At 65.5% G+C, this 16,036-nt stretch carries 16 protein-coding genes; 13 read left to right on the top strand and 3 right to left on the bottom strand.

Going from position 1 to position 16,036, the window contains the following annotated elements; all coding sequences use genetic code 11:
• Positions 1 to 82: 82 nt before the first annotated feature.
• The 9 genes from E2I15_RS27075 to E2I15_RS27035 all read left to right on the top strand — a co-directional run bounded on the left by E2I15_RS27075 (position 83) and on the right by E2I15_RS27035 (position 9,815).
• Positions 83 to 811 (top strand): TetR family transcriptional regulator, encoded by a 729-nt coding sequence (locus tag E2I15_RS27075; protein ID WP_137481037.1) that lies wholly within the window; start codon positions 83 to 85, stop codon positions 809 to 811.
• 46 nt (positions 812 to 857) lie between these two features.
• Positions 858 to 1,616: an SDR family NAD(P)-dependent oxidoreductase gene (locus tag E2I15_RS27070; RefSeq protein ID WP_137481038.1), complete on the top strand. Its 759-nt coding sequence runs from the start codon at positions 858 to 860 to the stop codon at positions 1,614 to 1,616.
• A gap of 186 nt (positions 1,617 to 1,802) precedes the next feature.
• Positions 1,803 to 2,609 (top strand): enoyl-CoA hydratase/isomerase family protein, encoded by an 807-nt coding sequence (locus E2I15_RS27065; RefSeq protein WP_137481039.1) that lies wholly within the window; start codon positions 1,803 to 1,805, stop codon positions 2,607 to 2,609.
• Between the two features lie 41 nt (positions 2,610 to 2,650).
• Positions 2,651 to 4,519, top strand: coding sequence for an AMP-binding protein (locus E2I15_RS27060; RefSeq protein WP_137481040.1), 1,869 nt, complete (start codon positions 2,651 to 2,653; stop codon positions 4,517 to 4,519).
• 132 nt (positions 4,520 to 4,651) lie between these two features.
• The gene (locus E2I15_RS27055) at positions 4,652 to 5,779 is read left to right on the top strand and encodes an acyl-CoA dehydrogenase family protein (RefSeq protein WP_137481041.1); all 1,128 of its coding nucleotides are present in this window, start codon (positions 4,652 to 4,654) and stop codon (positions 5,777 to 5,779) included.
• Positions 5,780 to 5,896: 117 nt separating this feature from the next.
• Complete coding sequence (locus E2I15_RS27050) at positions 5,897 to 7,144, top strand: acyl-CoA dehydrogenase (RefSeq protein WP_137481042.1); 1,248 nt, start codon at positions 5,897 to 5,899, stop codon at positions 7,142 to 7,144.
• Between the two features lie 118 nt (positions 7,145 to 7,262).
• Entirely contained in the window at positions 7,263 to 8,510 is a 1,248-nt protein-coding gene (locus E2I15_RS27045; RefSeq protein ID WP_137481043.1) for an acyl-CoA dehydrogenase, read from the top strand.
• Between the two features lie 109 nt (positions 8,511 to 8,619).
• Complete coding sequence (locus tag E2I15_RS27040; protein WP_137481044.1) at positions 8,620 to 9,333, top strand: nitroreductase; 714 nt, start codon at positions 8,620 to 8,622, stop codon at positions 9,331 to 9,333.
• A 71-nt stretch (positions 9,334 to 9,404) separates the two neighbouring features.
• Positions 9,405 to 9,815 (top strand): hypothetical protein, encoded by a 411-nt coding sequence (locus E2I15_RS27035; protein WP_137481045.1) that lies wholly within the window; start codon positions 9,405 to 9,407, stop codon positions 9,813 to 9,815.
• A 1-nt stretch (position 9,816) separates the two neighbouring features.
• On the opposite strand, the gene E2I15_RS27030 is transcribed toward E2I15_RS27035, so the two are convergent.
• A complete protein-coding gene (locus E2I15_RS27030; protein ID WP_137481046.1) occupies positions 9,817 to 10,812 on the bottom strand; it encodes a helix-turn-helix transcriptional regulator in 996 nt (331 codons plus the stop codon).
• Positions 10,813 to 10,895: 83 nt separating this feature from the next.
• Between E2I15_RS27030 and E2I15_RS27025 the strand changes: the two genes are divergently transcribed.
• Positions 10,896 to 11,543 (top strand): glutathione S-transferase family protein, encoded by a 648-nt coding sequence (locus E2I15_RS27025; protein ID WP_137481047.1) that lies wholly within the window; start codon positions 10,896 to 10,898, stop codon positions 11,541 to 11,543.
• A 14-nt stretch (positions 11,544 to 11,557) separates the two neighbouring features.
• On the top strand, positions 11,558 to 11,992 hold the full coding sequence (locus E2I15_RS27020; RefSeq protein WP_137481048.1) for a DUF6157 family protein: 435 nt from the start codon (positions 11,558 to 11,560) through the stop codon (positions 11,990 to 11,992).
• Between the two features lie 225 nt (positions 11,993 to 12,217).
• Here E2I15_RS27020 and E2I15_RS27015 read toward each other — a convergent pair whose 3' ends face one another.
• The gene (locus E2I15_RS27015; RefSeq protein ID WP_137481049.1) at positions 12,218 to 13,003 is read right to left on the bottom strand and encodes an enoyl-CoA hydratase/isomerase family protein; all 786 of its coding nucleotides are present in this window, start codon (positions 13,001 to 13,003) and stop codon (positions 12,218 to 12,220) included.
• A gap of 11 nt (positions 13,004 to 13,014) precedes the next feature.
• Positions 13,015 to 14,127 (bottom strand): cyclic nucleotide-gated ion channel, encoded by a 1,113-nt coding sequence (locus E2I15_RS27010; protein ID WP_137481050.1) that lies wholly within the window; start codon positions 14,125 to 14,127, stop codon positions 13,015 to 13,017.
• A gap of 322 nt (positions 14,128 to 14,449) precedes the next feature.
• On the opposite strand from E2I15_RS27010, the gene E2I15_RS27005 reads away from it, so the two are divergent.
• Both E2I15_RS27005 and E2I15_RS27000 read left to right on the top strand, forming a co-directional pair.
• Entirely contained in the window at positions 14,450 to 15,118 is a 669-nt protein-coding gene (locus E2I15_RS27005) for a Crp/Fnr family transcriptional regulator (protein ID WP_137481051.1), read from the top strand.
• Positions 15,119 to 15,147: 29 nt separating this feature from the next.
• Complete coding sequence (locus tag E2I15_RS27000) at positions 15,148 to 16,017, top strand: DUF6537 domain-containing protein (RefSeq protein ID WP_137481052.1); 870 nt, start codon at positions 15,148 to 15,150, stop codon at positions 16,015 to 16,017.
• Positions 16,018 to 16,036 lie beyond the last annotated feature (19 nt).

The following is a 16,036-nucleotide window of genomic DNA, read 5'->3' as shown; positions in this document are numbered from 1 at the left end:
GCGGTCTGAAAGTTGGGCCGGATTTAAGGGGCGGCTCAGCATTTAGTCAATCAATCAATTAACTCTTGAGTGCGGCCCCGCCATGGGCTTATGTGCGGCCTCGATTTACCGTCGAACCCTGACACTGAGCGGGACCAGAGCGCAGTTGAATACCAGCGTACCGACGAAACTTCCGGCCGGCAAAAATGCCACCGCCGACAAGCTATTGGTCGCAGCCAGCGAGCTGATGATCGAGCGCGCCTCCATCGAGGTCTCGCTGTCCGACATCGCGCAGAAGTCGGGCGTCAACGCCGCGCTGGTGAAATATCATTTCGGCAACAAGGACGGGCTGCTACTGGCGCTGCTGGCGCGCGACGCCGCTACCGAGATATCGCAGCTCGAATATCTCATCGGCCAGCCGATCACGCCGTCCGCGAAATTGCGGCTGCATATCGGCGGCATCATCCGCGCCTATCACCAGTTTCCCTATATGAACCGGCTGATCCATTATCTGCTGCACGAGAGCTCGCCGGCCGCCGCGAACGAGGTGTCGAAATTCTTCGTCGCGCCGCTGTTGGATTTTCACCGCCGGCTGCTCGCCGAAGGCATCAAGGCCGGCGAATTCCGCAAGATCGATCCGGTGCTGTTCTACACCAGCCTGATCGGCGCCTGCGATCATCTGTTCTTCGGCCGCCACGCGATGTCGCGCGCGGTCGGCGTCGGTCCGGTCACCGACGAGGTCTGCCGCGAGTACATCAAGCACATGGAAGCCTTGATCTTCGGCGGCGTGCTCAATCCCGACAAGGAAACGGCAGCGGTCGCCGCCGGATAACAAGTTCGAAGTCTAGAGAAGAAACGCCCAAGGAAAGGTTGTATCCATGCAGTTGAAAGACGTTGCCGTTCTCATCACCGGCGGTGGCTCCGGCCTTGGTGCCGCAACCGCGCGCGCCATGGCGGCCAAGGGCGCCAAGATCGGCGTGATCGACCAGAACAAGGAAAACGCCGAGAAGGTCGCCGCCGAGGTGAAGGGCGTCGCCCTGCATGCCGACGTCACCGACGAGGACGCGATCAAGGCTGTTATCTCCAAGGCCGAGGCCGCGCACGGCATCGCGCGCGTTCTGATGAACTGCGCCGGCATCGGCGGCTCGCAGCGCATCGTCGGCAAGGACGGCGTCTATCCGCTGGCCAAGTTTGTCCGTATCATCAACGTCAATTTGATCGGCACCTTCAACGTGCTGCGGCTGTTTGCCGAGCGGCTGGCGACCGAAGCCCCGATCGGCGAGGAGCGCGGCGTCGCGATCAACACCGCATCGGTCGCGGCCTATGAAGGCCAGATCGGCCAGATCGCCTATTCCGCCTCGAAGGGCGGCGTCGTCGGCCTCACGCTGCCGGCGGCGCGCGACCTCGCCAGCCTGAAGATCCGCGTCAACACCATCGCGCCCGGCCTGTTCCTGACACCGCTGCTGATGGGTCTCAACGAGGAAGCCCGCAAGAGCCTCGGCGCCCAGGTGCCGCATCCGGCCCGCCTCGGCGATGCCTCGGAATACGGCAACCTCGCCGTCCACATCGTCGAGAACCCGATGCTCAACGGCGAAACCATCCGCCTCGACGGCGCCATCCGTATGGCGCCCCGCTAACGGTGAATTCCGCCTGCTTACCCTCCCCCTTGCGGGGGAGGGCGGCAGCGAAGGCTGCCGGGAGAGGGGGTCTCTCCGCGGGCACCCCTCTCCGAAACGAGCACGTGGCACCGCCGCGCTTGCCCTCTCCCGCAAGGGGAGAGGGCGCAATAACAGGCACCGCATCCGCAGACGCAGGAGTAACGCGTGTCTCAGCCGCTGCTGATCGAACATCACGACGGGGTCGATTGGGTCACGCTCAATCGCCCCGAGAGCCTCAACGCGCTCGATCCGGCGCTGATCGACGCGCTCAACGTCTATTTCCAGGGCCTGCAGCGCAATCGCGACATCCGCGTCGTGGTGCTGAAGGGCGCCGGTGCGAATTTCTGCGCCGGGCTCGACCTCAAGCACGCGATGGCGCGCCGCGGCGGGCAGGCCGAGCCGCCCGGTGTCACGGAGTCGCTGGACTCGCAGCGCCGCATTGCCGACATCGTGATCCTGATGCGGCGCGCGCCGCAGCCGATCATCGCGCTGGTGCAGGGCGCGGCCGCCGGCGGCGGCTTCGCGCTGGCGCTTGCCGCCGACATCCGCATCGCGGCGAAGAACGCGCGGATGAATTGCGCTTTCATCAAGCTCGGTCTGGGCGGCTGCGACATCGGCACCAGCTATTTCCTGCCGCGCCTCGTCGGCGTGTCGGTTGCCTCCGAATTGATCCTCACCGGGCGCTTCATCCATGCCGACCGCGCGCTTGCGGTCGGCCTGGTGTCCGAGGTGGTGGAGGCCGCCGATCTCGATGCCGCGGCCAATCCTTATGTCGAGGCGATGATGACGGCCTCGCCGGTCGGTCTCCGCCTCTCGAAGGAATGCATCAACATGAGCGTCGATGCCGGCTCGATCGAGGCCGTGATCGCGATGGAAGATCGCAATCAGGTGCTGTGCAGCCGCTCGGAGGATTTCCAGGAAGGCATCAGGGCCTTTCTCGAGAAACGAAAGCCTGTCTATATCAGGCGCTGAGAACAGATCCTCTAAAGGACAAGAATTCCGGGAGACGCAAAATGGATGGAGACGCGGCGATGCTGACGAAACCTGCCTTTCGCAAGGTGGATTGGCTCGCACGTGACATCGCGGTCGAGCGGCGCGGTGACGGCGCCGTCGTCCTGAAGTCGCGGATTCCGCTCCAGGCCTACGAGACGCACATTCCGGCCTATCTCGCCAAATGGGCGGCGCAGGCGCCGGAGCGGATCTGGCTCGCGCAACGCGGCGGTCCCGACCGGCAGTGGCGCAAGGTCTCCTATGGGGAAGCCAGGCGCACCGTCGATGCGCTGACGCAAGGCCTGCTCGATCTCGGCGTTGGCGACGGCCGGCCGGTCGCGATCCTCTCCGGCAATTCGATCGAGCACGCGCTGATGACGCAGGCCGCGATGCAGGCGAGGCTGCCGGCCGCGCCGGTGTCGCCGGCCTATTCGCTGATGAGCCAGGATCATCTCAAGCTCAAATACCTGTTCAACCTGATCAAGCCCGCCGTCGTGATGGTGCAGGACGGCCCGACCTTCGAGAAGGCGTTGAAGGCAATCGATCTCACCGGCATCACGGTCGTCCACGTCCTGCGTCCCTGCGAAGGCGTGAAGAGCGTCGCCTTCGCGGCGCTCGCGGCAACGCCGGTGACGGCTGCGGTCGGCGAGTCCATCGCGAAGATCACGCCCAAGACCGTCGGCAAGCTGCTGTTCACCTCGGGCTCGACCGGCATGCCCAAGGCCGTCATCAACACCCAGGAGATGATGTGCGCCAACGCGGCGATGATGATGCAGGTGCGCCCGCGTGAAACGGAGGGACCGATCCCGACGGTGCTCGACTGGATGCCGTGGAATCACACGATGGGCGGCAACGCCGCGTTCAATCCGGTGCTGGTCGACGGCGGCACGCTCTATATCGACGACGGCCGGCCGATGCCGGGCCAGTTCGAGGAGACCATCAGGAATCTGCGCGAGGTGTCGCCGACCTATTACGCCAACGTGCCGGCCGGCTACGCCGCGCTCGCCGCCGCGATGGAGAAGGACGAGGCGCTGTGCCGGAGCTTCTTCAAGAACCTCTCGATCATGGCCTATGGCGGCGCGCGGCTGCCCGACGATCTCTATGACCGCATGCAGGCGCTGGCGGTGAAGACCACGGGCGAGCGCATCGTGTTCTACACCGGCTGGGGCTCGACCGAGACCGCGCCGACCTCGACCGGCACCTATTGGGACACCGAGCGCGTCGGCCTGATCGGCCTGCCGTTCCCCGGCGTCGAGCTGAAGATGGTGCCGTGCGGCTCGAAATACGAATTGCGGCTGCGCGGCGTCAACGTCACGCCCGGCTATTTCGGCCAGCCGGACCTCACGGCGAAGATGTTCGACGAGGAGGGTTTCTACTGCATCGGCGATGCCGGCGTGTTCGTCGATCCGGCGGATCCGTTGCAGGGCATCATCTTCGCCGGCCGCGTGGTCGAGGATTTCAAGCTGACCACCGGCACCTTCGTCCATGTCGGCTCGCTGCGCACCGACGCGATATCAGCCGCGACGCCGGTCGTGCATGACGCGCTGGTCGCGGGGCAGGACCGTGAGTTCATCGGCCTGCTGTGCTGGCCGAACCTGCACGCCTGCCGCCAGCTCGTCGGCAATGCCGATGCAAGCTATGAGGACGTGATCCGGCATCCCGAGGTGGTCGCGTGCCTGAAGAAGGGCTTGCAGGTGCACAACGCGTCCACCACCGGCAGCAGCATGCGCATCGCGCGTGCGATGCTGATGGTCGAGCCGCCGTCGATCGACGGCAACGAACTCACCGACAAGGGCTACATCAACCAGCGCGCCGGCCTCGAACGCCGCGCCGCACTGGTCGAGAAGCTGTATGCCGGCAAGCCCGACGACGACGTGATCATCTTGAATTGATCCTACGAAAGCAAACACGTCATTCCGGGGCACGCGAAGCGTGAACCCGGAATCCAGAGGTTCCTTACGTCGAAATTCCGGGCTCGGTGCTGCGCATCGCCCCGGAATGACAGCAAGAAAAAGGTAAGCGCCATGAATTTCGATTTCTCCGACGAACAGAAGCAGATGCGCGACGAGGCGCGGAAATTCCTCAGCGAACAGTGCCCGCCGAAGGCCGTGCGCGAGGTGCTCGACGGCAAGGCGCCTTACGACAAGGCGTTGTGGAAGGGCCTCGCCGAGATGGGCTTCCTCGGCGTCGCGATCCCGGAACAGTTCGGCGGCGCGGGCGCCGGCCATCTCGAGCTCTGCGTGATCGCGGAGGAAATGGGCCGCGCGCTGGCGCCGGTGCCGTTCTCCTCCACCGTCTATCTCGCCGCCGAAGCGATCCTGCTCGCAGGCAGTGACGCGCAGAAGCAGAAGTGGCTGCCGAAGATCGCCGCGGGCGAAGCCATCGGCACGCTGGCGCTGTTCGAAGGCAAGGGCAACCCGTCGCCGAAGGCGATCAAGGTGACGGCCAATGGCGGCGTGCTCAACGGCGTCAAGAAGCCGGTGCCGGATGGCGCGATTGCCGATTTCGCCGTTGTCGCCGCGCGCACCGGCTCGAGCGGACGCGAGTCCGATATTTCCCTGTTCATCGTCGATCTCAAGGCCGGCGGCGTCGAGGTCAAGTCGCTCACCAACATCGACCTGACCCGCGGTCAGGCCGAATTCACCTTCAAGGACGCGAAGGCCGAGCCGCTCGGCGCGGCCGGCGAGGGCTGGAGCGTGATCTCCCAGGTGCTCGATCGCGCGGCCGTGTTGACGGCGTTCGAGCAGGTCGGCGGCGCCGACCGCGCGCTGGAGATGGGCCGCGACTATGCGCTCGACCGTATCGCGTTCGGCCGTCCGATCGGCTCGTTCCAGGCGGTCAAGCACATGCTGGCCGACATGTACGTGTCGGCGACCTTGGCGCGCTCGAACTGCTATTACGGGGCCTGGGCACTCTCGACCAATGCCGGGGAATTGCCGGAAGCCGCCGCCGCCGCGCGCATCAGCGCGACGCAGGCGTTCCAGCACTGCGCCAAGAACAACATCCAGGTCCATGGCGGCATGGGCTTCACCTGGGAGTTCGACTGCCACATGTACTATCGCCGCGCCAATGCGGTGGCGCTCGGTCTCGGCAGCCTGTCCTATTGGGAAGACGCGCTGATCGATCGCATGCGCAAGAAGAACGCGGCGTAAAGCTACGATTCGTCATTCCGGGGCGCGCGTAGCGCGAACCCGGAATCCAGAGGTTGGGAATCGAGATTCCGGGTTCGATGCTCCGCATCGCCCCGGAATGACGGAAAGAAAGCCACCATGAATTTCGACGACACCCCGCAGGAGGCCGCATTCCGCGCCGAGGCGAAAGCCTGGATCGCGGCCAATGCGCCGAAGCAATATGAGGACGAACTGCGCAAGGCCTCGCTCGGCCGCGTCGCGCTCAAGCGCGCCAACATCCTCGAGGTCGCAAAGGCCTGGCAGAAGAAGAAGGCCGATGCCGGCTGGGCCTGCCTGCACTGGCCGAAGGAGTATGGCGGCCGCGGCGCCTCGCCGATCGAGCGCGTGATCTGGCAACAGGAGGAGGGGCCGTTCGGCCGCCTCAGTTCGATGTTCATCATCGGCCACGGCATGTGCGGCCCGACCATGATGGCGTTCGCCGGCGAGGAGCAGAAGCGCACATATCTGCCGCCGCTCGCCTCCGGCGAGAAGATCTGGTGCCAGCTGTTCTCCGAGCCGGCCGGCGGCTCCGACGTCGCCGGCCTGCGCACCCGCGCCGAGAGGCACGGCGACGAGTGGGTGATCAACGGCCAGAAGATCTGGACCTCAGGCGCGCATTATTCCGACTACGGCATCCTGCTCACCCGCACCGATCCGACCGTGCCCAAGCACAAGGGCCTCACCATGTTCTTCCTGGACATGAAGAGCCCGGGCGTCGAGGTCAGGCCGATCAAGCAGGCGAGTGGCGCCTCCGACTTCAATGAGGTCTATTTCACCGACGTGCGCATTCCGGACTCGCAGCGGCTCGGCAATGTCAACGACGGCTGGAACGTGTCGCTGACCACGCTGATGAACGAGCGCATGTCGATCGGCGCCGGCGTCGCCACCGGCTTCCCCGAACTGTTCGACTTCTGCAACAGCCTGATGCTGGAGGATGGCCCGGCGATCGAGAACCGCGCGGTGCGCTCCAAACTTGCGAACTGGGCGGTGAAGGCGAGCGGGCTGAAATACACCAGCTTGCGCGCGATCTCGGCGCTGTCGAAGGGCGAGCGTCCGGGACCGGAGAATTCGATCGGCAAGCTGGTCGCCGGCTCGATGATCCAGGACGTCGCGACCTATGCGCTCGATCTGCAGGGCGCCGCCGGCGCGCTGAACGGGATTGAGGATGCTGAGGTCGCCGGCAAATTCCAGGCGATGCTGCTGCGCGCGCCGGGCACCCGCGTCGAGGGCGGCACCGACGAGATCATGCGCAACATCATCGCCGAGCGCGTGCTGGGCCTGCCTGGCGACATCAGGGTCGACAAGGACGTTCCCTTCAACAAGATCCCGACCAGGGGAAGAGCTTAACCGTCGTTCCGGGGCGGCGCGAAGCGGCGAACCCGGAACCTCGAGCCGCATAACAAATCTCCAGATTCCGGGTTCGATGCTGCGCATCGCCCCGGAATGACAGAACAAAGGAGCCGCCATGAATTTCGATGACACGCCGCAGGAAGCCGAGTTCCGCGCCATCGCCCGCAACTGGATCGCCGCCAACGCGCCGAAGGAGTTCGAGGAGGAGCTCTCGAAGTCCTCGCTCGGCCGCATCAGGCTCGCCAGGCACGACATGGTCGAGGTCGGCAAGGCCTGGCAGAAGAAGAAGGCGGAGGGCGGCTGGGCCTGCCTGCACTGGCCGAAGGAATATGGCGGCCGCGGCGCCACCCCGATCGAGCGCGTGATCTGGCAGCAGGAAGAGGGCGTCTACGGCAAATTGACCCAGCCGTTCCAGATCGGCGAGGGCATGTGCGGCCCGACCGTGATGGCCTGGGGCAGCGAAGAGGCTAAACGCCGCTATCTGCCCAAACTCGCCTCCGGCGAGGAGATCTGGTGCCAGCTGTTCTCGGAGCCGTCGGCCGGCTCCGACGTCGCCGGGCTGCGCACCCGCGCCGAGAAGAAGGGCGACAATTGGGTCGTCAACGGCCAGAAGATCTGGACGTCAGGCGCGCATTACTCCGACTACGGCCTGTTGATCGCGCGCACCGATCCGAATGTGCCCAAGCACAAGGGCCTCACGATGTTCTTCCTCGACATGAAGAGCCCCGGCGTCGAGGTCAAGCCGATCAAGCAGGCCAACGGCATGCAGGAGTTCAACGAGGTCTATTTCACCGACGTGGTGATCCCGGACAGCCAGCGCTTAGGGGCGGTCGGTGAGGGCTGGAGCGTGTCGCTCACCACGCTGATGAACGAGCGCATGTCGATCGGCGCGCGGCTCGCAACCGGCGTGCCCGAGATGTTCGAGTTCTGCTCCAATTTGATGCTGGAGGACGGTCTTGCGATCGACGATCCGGCGGTGCGCTCCAAGCTTGCGAGCTGGGCGGTGAAGGCGAGCGGGCTGAAATACACCAGCTACCGCGCCATCTCGGCGTTGTCGAAGGGCGAGCGGCCGGGGCCGGAAAACTCCATCGGCAAGCTCGTCTCCGGCCTGATGCTGCAGGATATCGCGACCTATGCGATGGACCTCGAAGGTGCCGCGGGCAGCCTCACCGGCACAGATGAGGAGCAGGCCAACGGCCAGTTCCAGCAGATGCTGCTGTCGTCGCCCTCGATGCGCATCGCCGGCGGTACCGACGAGATCCTGCGCAACATCATCGCCGAGCGCGTGCTGGGCCTGCCCGGGGACATCCGCGTCGACAAGGACGTGCCCTACAACAAGATCCCGACCAAGGGCAGAAACTGATCGTCATTCCGGGGCACGCGAAGCGTGAACCCGGAATCTCGAGATTGCGGATCGAGATTCCGGGTTCGATGCTTCGCATCGCCCCGGAATGACGAAAAAGGAAGGTATCATGGACGCCAATACACCTGACCCGCGTTACGCGACCGAGGATCGCATCGGCGCGCTCGAGGAACTGCTCAACGAGCGCTACTCGGTGCGCGCGTTCCAGCCGCGCGAAGTGCCGCGCGAGGTCATCGAGCACATCCTGTCGACCGCGCAGCGCACAGCGTCCTGGTGCAACAGCCAGCCCTGGCAGGTGCTGGTCGTCTCCGGCGAGGCCAAGGAGCGGTTTCGCAAGGCGATCTATGCCGAGGCCTCGCGCGGCCTCGGCGAGGATTACGACTTCACGCCGCCGCGCGAATATGTCGGGGTCTATCTGGAGCGCCGCCGCGAAAGCGGCTTCCAGCTCTACAACACGCTCGGCATCGCGCGCGGCGACAAGGCGGCCTACGCAAAACAGGCGCTGGAGAACTACAATTTCTTCGGTGCGCCGCACATTGCCGTGATCCACACCAACGAGCCGCTCGGCATCTATGGTGCGATCGACTGCGGCGGCTATGTCTCGAATTTCATGCTGGCGGCGCAGGCGCTCGGGCTCGGAACCATCCCGCAGGCGGCGATCGCGCGCCATTCCGGGCTGATCCGCCGCCATTTCAACCTGGCCGACGATCGCCGGGTTGTCTGCGGTATCTCGTTCGGCTATGCCGATCATGCGCAAAAGGTGAATAGCTACCGCACGTCGCGCGCGACCGTGGAAGACACTGTCACATTCGTCGATGTATAATTTCCTCAAGGCGGGAAGGTTCACCCCCCGTCGAGGACAAGAAAAGCTACAAAGAAACGACAAGAACAAAAATGGCGAATAACGCCTCCCTGACGCCTGCTGAGATCAGCTGGCAGCTGCACCGTCTGCCTGCGCTCGAGCGCGACGCGTTCATCGCCGCGCATTATCTGGGCCAGCCCGTCGCCTGGAAGACCCGCTTCTTCGACGCGATCGACTGGGGTGCGGGGTCGGTGCTGCAATTCAGCTTCCTGCAGCGCGGCTGGCATCGCCATTCGCGGCTCGACAATCCGATCTATGCCTATATCGACATCGAGCAACATCCGGAAACCCGCGGCCTGCGTCGCGGCCGCCGGATCGATCTTGAGGGCACGATCAAGGGCGTCGACTTCGTGACCGGGATTACGCTGACGCTGGACCGGTTCGAGATCCTGCCGGTCAATTTTTTCGACCGCTTCGTCATCAGCTCCGACAGCCGGTATTAGTCTAGCGGCGGACCGCGCGACGCGGCGGCGCCTCGACATAGCGCGCAGCCATCGCGCCTGCCAGCTCGGCCATCTTCTCGCGCAGCTCCGCAGGCGCGATCACCTCGGCCTCGGCGCCGAGCCGCAGCAATTCGGTTGCCGCATGCCACACTGTCTTGCCGACCGGCATGACGGCGATCCGCCAGCCGTCGGCGTCGGCGCCATCGGTGAGCCGCATACGCGCCTTCACGTAAGGATGCGCCAGCGCATCGAACAGTTGCAGCCCGAGCGGCGACAGCCGCACCGTGGCTTCGTTCGGATGCAGCTCGGCCTCCAGCCGCTCAATCGAGGCGCGCCAATAGGCAGCGAGGTCGAACTCCGCGGGCCGCGCGAACGGCGTCTCCAGCGTCGCGCAGTCCAGCACGCGTGCGACGCGATAGGTGCGCACATTGCCGTCGACAAGGCCGGCGAGATACCAGCTGCCGCCCTTCAGCACGAGGCCGAGCGGCGCCACGCTGCGCCGCTTCTCGGCCTTCCAGCTCTGGTAGCGGATCTCGAGCATGGTCTCGCGCAGCACGGCGCCGGCGATGGCGCGCAGATGCTTCGGCTCCTCGGTCTCGCCGAACCAGCCGGGCGCGTCGAGATGAAAGCGCTGCTGCATCCCTCTCGCGTTGGGCCGCAGGTTCTCCGGCAGCGCCGCCATCAGCTTGGCCTGCGCCGCCGCCATCGCGGCATCGAGGCCGAGCGCGGCGGCGGGCCCCGGCAGTCCGGCCATGAACAGCGCCTCGGCCTCGCCCTGCGACAGGCCGTTGAGCCGCACGCGATAGCCGTCGAGCAGGCGATAGCCGCCCTCGGCGCCGCGGTCGGCATAGACAGGAACGCCGGCGGCGGCGAGCGCGTCGATGTCGCGATAGATCGTGCGCACCGATACCTCGCAGGCTTCCGCCAGCTCAGGCGCGGTGACCTGCCCCCGCGCCTGCAGGGTGGTGAGGATGGAAAACAACCGGCTCGCGCGCATGGGCCAAATCATACCTGACACAAGATGTCAGGTATAGGCGGTCATAAGGAGCCATGCCCCCTGACGGCTCAAGGAGACCCGCCATGACCACCACCACCGACCGCGTCACGCTGTATTACTCGCCGCAGAGCCGCGCCACCGGCACCCGCGTGCTGCTGGAGGAACTCGGCGCGCCCTACGATCTGCACGTTCTCAACATGAAGGCGGGCGAGCAGCGCAAGGACGCCTATCTCGCCATCAATCCGCTCGGCAAGGTGCCGGCGATCCGCTACGGCGACGCGCTGGTCACCGAACAGGTCGCGATCTTCATCTATCTCGCCGATCTGTTTCCGCAGGCTGGCCTGACGCCGGCGCTGAACGACCCGCGCCGCGGCCCGTATCTGCGCTGGATCGCCTATTACGGCTCCTCGTTCGAGCCGGCGGTGATCGACCATTTCATGCAGCGCGAGCCCGCCCCGATCACGCAGTCGCCCTATGCCGATTACGACACCATGCTGGGCGCGCTGGAATCGCAGCTGGCCAAGGGGCCCTATCTGCTCGGCGAACAGATCACGGCGGCCGACATCCTCTGGGGCATCGCGCTCTCTTGGACCATGATGTTCGGCATCGTGCCGAAAAGGGATGTGTTCGTCCGCCATGCCGACCGCATCGCCGCGCGCCCGGCCTTCCAGCGGATATCGAAGGCCGACGACGAGATGGCGGCGCAGCATGCGGCGGCCGCCGGAGTGTGATACGGATCCTGCCGATGGCGAAAGTCCTGCACAGTACCAACTGCTTCAACACCCTGATCCGCGTCGCGGAGGACTGCCCGGCGCAGCGCGGCGAGGAGCCGCAGCCGCGCGATGGCCAGCCGACGGTTGCCGTGCTGCAATACCAGATGATCGCGGGCGCGCCATACAAGTACACCTCCGACGACGTGGTGTTCGCGACGTCGGCGGCCGGCCGCGCGCTCGATGCGAAAGCGGCGAAGAAGGCGTGCAGCCTCGCCCGCGAGACGTTCTTCTCGCGCGGCCAGGCTTGCATGCGCGCCTCGCCGCTCGGCAAGCGTTTCGGCTGGGGCGTCCATGCCGATGCCGAAGGGCGCATCGCGCTCTACGCCGTCGACAGCAAGCGCTACCAGGCGCTCGCCGCAGACCCGGAGGTCGTGCAGGTCCGCGCGATGCGGAGCAAGCGGGCGTGAAGAAGGGCTGCTCTCATCCTCCCCTGGAAAGGGAGGATCGGTTCGCATGCAATGCGAACCGAGGTGGGGTGATCTCTCCACTCGGGCACCGTTCGTGCTGAGAGATCACCCCACCCCGTCTCACATTCCGCTCCGCTCCATGTGAGCCGACCCTCCCCCTCCAGGGGAGGGTGGAGCATCGCGGCCTCCTCAAGGGCAACGGAATTGGTGGTGTGGAGCGCCGACCTAAAACCGCGGCGCCCGCTTCTCGGCGAAGGCCTTGATGCCTTCCTTGATCTCGTCGCCGCGCATGCTCTCGCGGTGACGGGCGTCGGCGGCGGCCTCATCCAGCTCGCCGCGGGCGAATTCGTTGATAGCGCGCTTCATGCCGGCCATCGCCTTGGGCGCGTTGCCGGCCAGGATCGTCGCGAGCTTGTCGACCTCCTCGTCGAGCAGGTCGAGCGGCACCATCGCGGTGAGGTAGCCGATCCGCAGCATCTCCGGCGCCGTGATCCTTTGCGCGGTCAGGAACAGCATCTTGGCGTTGTCGACGCCGAGCCGCGTGACGTAGCGCTGGATGCCGCTCTTGTAATAGTGCAGCCCGAGCCGCGCCGCCGGCATGAACATCTCGGCGCTATCGACGCCGATGCGAAAGTCGCAGGCGAGCGCGAGGTCGGTCGAGCCGCCATAGACGCCGCCATTGAGCCGGCAGATCGTCGGCACGCTCAAATCCTCGAGGCGGTTGACCACGACCTCGAACGCCGAGCCCGCGCTCTGCTGCTCGCTCGCGCTCACCGCGCGCTCGGCCACAGAGTTGAGGTCGTAGCCGGCGGAAAACGCGCGGCCGGTTCCGGTCAGCACCAGCACGCGGATCGCAGGATCAGCCTCGATCCGGTCGAACAATTTCAGCAGCTCGCCGAGGTCCTCGGCCTGCAGGCGGTTGAGATGCTTCGGCCGGTTGAGGCGGATCGTTGCGCGCGCGCCCGCGACTTCGAGCACGGGTCCGCTGGCGGTGTCGGCCGCGTCAGCCATCTTGGTCTCCATCATTGATTCTCACGTTCGCGCCGCTTCGCCTCGGCATCGATGGTTTCGGCGAGATCGGGATGCCTTGCCATCAACAGGCGGAAATCGACCAGGTCAAGCACCAATAGCCTGGTCACCTTGCTGGTCGCTACGCTGGCGCCGCGCTTGGCGTTGCCAAGCAGTGCCATCTCGCCGAAGAACTCGCCTTCGCCAAGCTTCACCTTGCGTCCGGGCAGGTCGACCTCGACCTCGCCGGCGGCGACGAAATACATGCAGTCGCCATTGGTGTCCTTGCGGATGATCATGGTGCGCGGCGGCAGATCCATGGTCCGCAGCACCTGGGTGACGTCGGCGATCGCGGCCGGGCCGAGATGCGCGAAGAACGGCACCTTGCTGACGGTCTCCCAGGTTCGCAAGAAATTGTCGCGGCGGGTTTCGGCGGCAAAGCCGGTCGCCAGGATACCGGTCCACAGCCCGAACACGCCGAGGCCCGAGATCATCACCATGGCGGCGACCACGCGGCCGAGCGGGGTGATCGGCACCACGTCGCCATAGCCGGTCGTGGTCAGCGTCACCACCGCCCACCACAGCGCTGCCGGCACGCTGCCGAAGGTCTGCGGCTGGACGTCCCGCTCCAGGAAATATTCCGCGACGGAGGCCAGGAACACCACCATCAGGAAGATCACGAGCACGCTGAGCAGCGGCCCGGACTCCACCACCAGCACGCGCCGGAGCTGGCGCAGGCCGGGAATGCCCGGCACCACCTTGAGCACCCAGAGCACGCCGAGGAGCCAGGCGGTTTTCGGCTCGACGCCGGACAGCAAGGCCAGCGGTACGGCCAACGCGCCGATCGCGTCGACCACGCCGGCGCTCGACAGCGCATAGAACCAGAACTTGCCCTGCCGGCCCATGTGGCGCAGCCGCACCAGCCATTCGAACACGAAATAGGCAAGGCAGGCCCACAGCAGCGCATCGACCCAGCCCGGCGCCGCGTCATGGGCCGGCGCGACCGTCAGCAGCGTCATCATGGCGACACCGACCGCGACCGCGACATAGGCCGCCGTGGTCATGTTGCGGCCGGCGGTGGCGGAAACGAAGCGCGTCAAAGCCGGAAGGACGAGCCGCTTGGACATCGGAACGGAGCTTGCCTGTCGGTGAACTGCTGGAAATTGAGGCCCTGCGAACGGCGGAGCCGATGGCACAACGTGCCTCTCCCGGTAGAGGCCGTCAACGCGCAGGCCGTGGCGGCATGATCGCTGGGGAAGACGACCGCATCTGTTGGACGAAAGGCCTAACCATGTTGGCCCGATTTTGCGCCCGCGAATGTGAGAAATCGGACAAAACGTCGCTTTTTCACCGTATATCAGGGATGCTGGTCACCGATGCGACCTTGACCGGAATGAAGCGACTAATAAGGCGATCTTATTCACTTCTTGAGAAATTGGTTGGTTTCCGATGGATACCTCACATCTCGCGGAGCACGCCGGCGCCGCCGGCAGTTTCTTCGCCTCGATCTTCGTGGTCGCCACGCTGTCGATGCGGACCATGATCCCGTTGCGCGTCTTCGCCATCCTGACCAACATCATCCTGATCGCGACCGCGATTCCGACCCACAATTACGCGACGCTGATTCTGCATGCCGTGTTGCTGCCAGTGAACACCTATCGTCTGCACCAGATGCTGCAGCTGGTCCGCAACGTGAAGAAATCGGTCAACAGCGATCTGTCGATGGATTGGCTGAGGCCGTTCACGACCGAGCGCAAATGCGCGGCGGGCGAAGTCCTATTCTACAAGGACGAGAAGGCCGACAGCATGTTCTACATCGTCAGTGGCCGCTTCCGCCTGGTCGAGTCCGGCATCGAGCTGCCGGTCGGCGCCCTCGTCGGCGAATTCGGCATGCTGTCGCCCTCGAACACGCGCACCCAGACGCTGGAATGCGTCGAGACCGGCATGGTGCTGTCGGTGACCTATGACCAGGTCGAGCAGCTCTACGTCCAGAACCCGGCGTTCGGCTTCTATCTCCTGCGTCTGTTCAGCGCCCGCCTGTTCGAGAATATCGCGACGCTCGAGCAGCGGCTTGCGCAGCACGCCACCCCACAGGTCGCGGAGCCCAAATCTGCATGAGCCCCGCGACGAGTTCTGGAGGCGCCGCAGTGCCGGATGACGACAGTCTGCTGGCTTCGCTTCGCTATCTCTTTGCCGATATCATCGGCGATGAGGACGAGGGGCCGCCGGTGCTGCCCGACGCCTGCCCGGACCACCTCGGGCCGGCCGTCACCAGGGCCATCGATCTGTTGATCGCCTACCAGAGCACGAGCTACGCCCAGCTCTATATCGACCGGCTCAAGCGCTTCGTCGGCCGCCGCGGCGTCGACGACGCCCTGCTTGCCGAGATCGCCCGCCTGATGGCGGAGCGCATGGCCTATGAGGACGCGATCCGCATCGCGCAGCTCAAGCTTGGCGAAGTCAGTGCGGTGGGCGGCCTTGCGGCGCGCTCGGCCGACGACGTCAAGAAGTTTCGCCTTGACGAGTTGATCGACGCCCTACCTGCAGTGGTCGCCGATCCGGTGCTCGCCGTACTGGATCAGTTCGGCTGGCGGCGTCGCCGGGTTTCGATTCGCTTCAGCGCCAACAACCGCTTCAGCGTTCGCCGGCTCAGGATCGAGGCGGGCCTGAAGCGCTGGCGGCTGTTCTCGGGACGCTATGCCAGGGAGCGCGTCTGGGTCGAGCGCTGGCTGCACATGATCGACCGCAGCCTGACCAAGCAGCCGAGTGCCGCCCCGGCGGTCGTGCAGACCGCGACCATGATCCAGGGTTACGGCGATCCCTACCGCCAGGGCATCGCGGACTGGCACGTGATCATCGACGGGCTCGCCAAGCCGACCTTCGACGGCGTGCTCATCCTCCCCGACCTTGCCGGCGCCATTGCGGAAGCGCGCACCGCCATCATGCCCGATCCGCGGCAGGCATCGCTGAAGCGCAAGATCGCGGAAATTCGCGCCCGGGCGCCGGCGGCGGCTTGAAATCTGAATGCGAGCAAAT

The sequence above is a fragment of the Bradyrhizobium sp. BR2003 genome (genome assembly GCF_009720285.1).
Lineage (GTDB): Bacteria > Pseudomonadota > Alphaproteobacteria > Rhizobiales > Xanthobacteraceae > Bradyrhizobium > Bradyrhizobium elkanii.
This window is presented reverse-complemented; position numbering and strand designations above follow the sequence as displayed.

What these genes read in the sequence shown, in the direction of transcription:
- E2I15_RS27075 (WP_137481037.1), top strand. Translation starts at nt 83, where the DNA reads ATGGGCTTATGTGCGGCCTCGATTTACCGTCGAACCCTGACACTGAGC.
- E2I15_RS27070 (WP_137481038.1), top strand. Translation starts at nt 858, where the DNA reads ATGCAGTTGAAAGACGTTGCCGTTCTCATCACCGGCGGTGGCTCCGGC.
- E2I15_RS27060 (WP_137481040.1), top strand. Translation starts at nt 2,651, where the DNA reads ATGGATGGAGACGCGGCGATGCTGACGAAACCTGCCTTTCGCAAGGTG.
- E2I15_RS27055 (WP_137481041.1), top strand. Translation starts at nt 4,652, where the DNA reads ATGAATTTCGATTTCTCCGACGAACAGAAGCAGATGCGCGACGAGGCG.
- E2I15_RS27050 (WP_137481042.1), top strand. Translation starts at nt 5,897, where the DNA reads ATGAATTTCGACGACACCCCGCAGGAGGCCGCATTCCGCGCCGAGGCG.
- E2I15_RS27045 (WP_137481043.1), top strand. Translation starts at nt 7,263, where the DNA reads ATGAATTTCGATGACACGCCGCAGGAAGCCGAGTTCCGCGCCATCGCC.
- E2I15_RS27040 (WP_137481044.1), top strand. Translation starts at nt 8,620, where the DNA reads ATGGACGCCAATACACCTGACCCGCGTTACGCGACCGAGGATCGCATC.
- E2I15_RS27035 (WP_137481045.1), top strand. Translation starts at nt 9,405, where the DNA reads ATGGCGAATAACGCCTCCCTGACGCCTGCTGAGATCAGCTGGCAGCTG.
- E2I15_RS27030 (WP_137481046.1), bottom strand. Translation starts at nt 10,812, where the DNA reads ATGCGCGCGAGCCGGTTGTTTTCCATCCTCACCACCCTGCAGGCGCGG.
- E2I15_RS27025 (WP_137481047.1), top strand. Translation starts at nt 10,896, where the DNA reads ATGACCACCACCACCGACCGCGTCACGCTGTATTACTCGCCGCAGAGC.
- E2I15_RS27020 (WP_137481048.1), top strand. Translation starts at nt 11,558, where the DNA reads ATGGCGAAAGTCCTGCACAGTACCAACTGCTTCAACACCCTGATCCGC.
- E2I15_RS27015 (WP_137481049.1), bottom strand. Translation starts at nt 13,003, where the DNA reads ATGGCTGACGCGGCCGACACCGCCAGCGGACCCGTGCTCGAAGTCGCG.
- E2I15_RS27010 (WP_137481050.1), bottom strand. Translation starts at nt 14,127, where the DNA reads ATGTCCAAGCGGCTCGTCCTTCCGGCTTTGACGCGCTTCGTTTCCGCC.
- E2I15_RS27005 (WP_137481051.1), top strand. Translation starts at nt 14,450, where the DNA reads ATGGATACCTCACATCTCGCGGAGCACGCCGGCGCCGCCGGCAGTTTC.